Consider the following 3,405-nt stretch of genomic DNA (forward strand, 5'->3'; position numbering starts at 1 on the left):
TTTGAGTGGAGGGGTCAGCCGGCCTCGCGGACCTCGGCCGCCGTCGGCGCGGTGCCGCCCAGGTGGGCCGGGAGCCACCACGAGTCGTCGGCGCCCTTCGGCTTGTCCGGGTAGGCGCGCTGCGCGGCGTCCAGCAGCTCCTGCACGCGCTCGCGCAGCCGCCGGGTGATGGCACCGGCGTACTGGTCGGCGGGGGCCTCCACGGGCTCGCCCACGCGCATCGTCACGGGGATGTGGCTGCGCTTGAGGTTCTTCGGGCGGCCCTTGGTCCACAGCCGCTGGGTGCCCCACAGTGCCACCGGGATCAGCGGGACCCCGGCCTCCTGCGCCATGCGCGCTGCCCCCGACTTGAAGCTCTTGAGCGTGAAGGACTGGGAGATCGTCGCCTCGGGGAAGACGCCGATGATCTCGCCGGCCCGCAGCGAGTCCAGGGCGTGCTGGTAGGCGGCCTCACCCTGCTTGCGGTCGACGGGGATGTGCTTCATCGCGCGCATCAGCGGACCGGACACCTTGTGCCGGAACACCGACTCCTTGGCCATGAAACGGACCAGGCGCTTCTGCGGTCGCGCCGTCAGGCCGGCGAAGATGAAGTCGAGGTATCCGATGTGGTTCGACACCAGGACCGCACCGCCCTTGCGGGGGATGTTCTCGGTGCCCGCCATGTCGATACGGATGTCCAGCGCGCGGAAGAGTCCGTGCGCGGCGCCGATCACGGGAGGGTAGACGAGCTCAGCCATGGTGGGGAGACCCCGCTTTCTGCCTGGGGAGGTGCTCCCGGCCGGAAGTTACGGAAGCGTAGGTACGCGACCATGGGGATCGTGCCCCATACGCGGCGCGCTGGCCAGTCCAGAAGACCCTACCCGGGGAGATTCTCATCACGCCGGGAATGTCGCGGGCCCCCGGCGTGCTCCGTTCCACGGATGAGCGTACGAAGATGACGTACCCACACGATGACGGCGACGGGAGCGCGGGTGCTCGGGCAGGAAGAGGCGCGGACCCGGCTGGGCGCAGCCGAACTGGGCGCGGAACCGGGGGAGCGCGCCACGCTGGTGCAGTTCTCCAGCGCCTTCTGCCAGCCCTGCCGGGCCACACGGCGGATCCTCGCCGAGGTCGCCGCGATGGTGGACGGGGTGGCGCACATCGAGATCGACGCCGAGGAGCGGCTCGACCTGGTGCGGGCCCTCGGGATCGAGAAGACCCCGACCGTACTGGTCGTGGACTCGGCGGGCCGGATCGTGCGGCGGGCGGCGGGGATGCCGCGCAAGGTGGATGTGATCGCCGCCCTGGGGGCCGCCGTATGACACGGGGCCTCGCCGCCGGCGGCCCGGTGCCGAGGGGCCGGGGGCGCAGGTGCGCGCGCCCGCACACAGCGTGACGCGCCTGACATCTGCCCGATCTCGCTTGACTGTGTCCACGGGAGATCGCCAGGCTGGCGGTATGCGGTATGAACTCCTGCTCTACGGACGGGCCCATGTGGACCTCGTCCGCCACGCGAGCGCGCGCTGTCGGGCCCACTGAGCACCCCGGCCTCCGATCCCCGACAGCGCCCGCGTGTCCCGCGGCAGAAGGCAGAACCCTGATGACTGCTTCGACAGTCCCGACGGTCCCCACGGCTCCGTCCCCCCGTTCCCCCCGTTCCGGCTCCGCCCCGGCCCCCGGCGCATCCCGCCCCGGTTCGCCCGACCTGCTGCGGTCGGTCTTCCGGCAGCACGCCGCCGGCGTCGCCGTCATCACCGCCCAGGACGGCGGCCGCCCGGTCGGATTCACCGCCACCTCGCTCAACTCCGTCTCCGCCGATCCGCCGCTGCTGTCCTTCACGATCGGCACCGGAGCCTCCACCTGGCCCGCGGTGCGCGACAGCGAGTACCTCGGCGTCCACATACTCGGCGAGCACCAACGGGAGCTGGCGGGGCTGTTCGCCCGCAGCGGAGCCGACCGCTTCGGTCCGCCGACCGGCTGGGCCGCGGGCCCGCACGGGGTGCCGGTGCTGGACGGCGTACTGGCGTGGCTGGTCTGCCGGGTGGTGGCCCGTGTGCCCGCCGGCGAACATCGTGTGATCATCGCTGAGGCCGTCGTCGGGGATCCGGCCGGGGAAGGCCGTCCCCTGCTGTACCACCAGGGGCGCTTCAACGCGTTGCGCGACTGAATCGTCCCTGCTTGGGAGGGCCGGGCGGCGTTGGGCAGATCACAGCTCAGCAGCCTTGCGGCTTGGCCGGACCCACTGTGTACTGACGAGTAACATTCCCTTCGGAGCGCGGGCCGCCCCGACCGGGATCCGCCCGACAAGGCGCCTATGCTGCCTGCATAAGGCGGTACCAGAAAAGACGATGCGGTAGGAGAGCCGGCGTGAGCCTGAGGATCGTTGTCTGTGTGAAGTACGTGCCCGACGCCACGGGCGACCGGCAGTTCACCGAGGACTTGACCGTCAACCGTGACGACGTCGACGGCCTGCTGTCGGAGCTCGACGAGTACGCCGTCGAGCAGGCGCTGCAGATCGCCGACGAGGCCGACGATGCCGAGATCACCGTCCTGACGGTGGGCCCCGAGGACGCCAAGGACGCGCTGCGCAAGGCGCTCTCGATGGGCGCCGACAAGGCCATCCACGTCGAGGACGACGACCTGCACGGCAGCGACGTCATGGGCACCTCGCTGGTGCTCGCCAAGGCGATCGAGAAGGCCGGCTACGACCTGGTCATCACCGGCATGGCGTCGACCGACGGCACCATGGGTGTGCTGCCGGCGATCCTGGCCGAGCGCCTGGGCGTCCCGCAGGTCACCCTGCTCTCCGAGGTCAAGGTCGAGGACGGCACCGTGACCGGCCGCCGTGACGGCGACACCGCGAGCGAGCAGCTGGAGGCCTCCCTCCCCGCGCTCGTCTCGGTGACGGACCAGTCGGGCGAGGCCCGCTACCCGTCCTTCAAGGGCATCATGGCCGCCAAGAAGAAGCCGGTCGAGTCCTGGGACCTGTCCGACCTGGACCTGGAGTCCGACGAGGTCGGCCTCGAGGGCTCCTGGACCGCGGTCGACTCCGCGGCGCAGCGCCCGGCCCGCACCGCCGGCACGATCGTCAAGGACGAGGGCGAGGGCGGCAAGCAGCTGGCCGAGTTCCTGGCCGGCCAGAAGTTCATCTAAGAACCTCGGCCACCCCTCTTAGCCCCCAGACACTTCGCAATCGCAGGAGAGCAGTCCCATGGCTGAAGTTCTCGTCTACGTCGACCACGTGGACGGCGCCGTCCGCAAGCCCACCCTCGAGCTGCTGACGCTGGCCCGCCGCATCGGCGAGCCCGTCGCCGTCGCCCTGGGCGCCGGTGCCGACGCCACCGCCGCCGTGCTCGCCGAGCACGGCGCGGTCAAGGTCCTCACCGCCGACGCCCCCGAGTTCACCGAGTACCTCGTGGTACCGAA

Annotated in this window: 4 protein-coding genes and 1 pseudogene; 4 read left to right on the plus strand and 1 reads right to left on the minus strand. The window is 71.0% G+C overall.

The genetic code is table 11. The annotated features are described in order from the left end of the window. Positions 1-14: 14 nt before the first annotated feature. The gene (locus ACWGIU_RS33180; RefSeq protein ID WP_453711818.1) at positions 15-737 is read right to left on the minus strand and encodes a lysophospholipid acyltransferase family protein; all 723 of its coding nucleotides are present in this window, start codon (positions 735-737) and stop codon (positions 15-17) included. Between the two features lie 213 nt (positions 738-950). Here ACWGIU_RS33180 and ACWGIU_RS33185 point away from each other — a divergent pair, with 213 nt between their 5' ends. From ACWGIU_RS33185 to ACWGIU_RS33200, 4 genes and pseudogenes are all read left to right on the plus strand, one after another. Then, positions 951-1,301, plus strand: coding sequence for a TlpA family protein disulfide reductase (locus ACWGIU_RS33185; protein WP_453711819.1), 351 nt, complete (start codon positions 951-953; stop codon positions 1,299-1,301). A 278-nt stretch (positions 1,302-1,579) separates the two neighbouring features. Beyond that, positions 1,580-2,146: a flavin reductase family protein gene (locus tag ACWGIU_RS33190; RefSeq protein ID WP_453711820.1), complete on the plus strand. Its 567-nt coding sequence runs from the start codon at positions 1,580-1,582 to the stop codon at positions 2,144-2,146. Positions 2,147-2,346: 200 nt separating this feature from the next. Continuing rightward, positions 2,347-3,132, plus strand: coding sequence for an electron transfer flavoprotein subunit beta/FixA family protein (locus tag ACWGIU_RS33195; protein WP_030012969.1), 786 nt, complete (start codon positions 2,347-2,349; stop codon positions 3,130-3,132). Positions 3,133-3,190: 58 nt separating this feature from the next. After that, positions 3,191-3,405 (plus strand): annotated as a pseudogene (locus ACWGIU_RS33200) (electron transfer flavoprotein subunit alpha/FixB family protein); the annotation flags it as partial.

This window comes from Streptomyces sp. NPDC054840 (assembly GCF_053611065.1).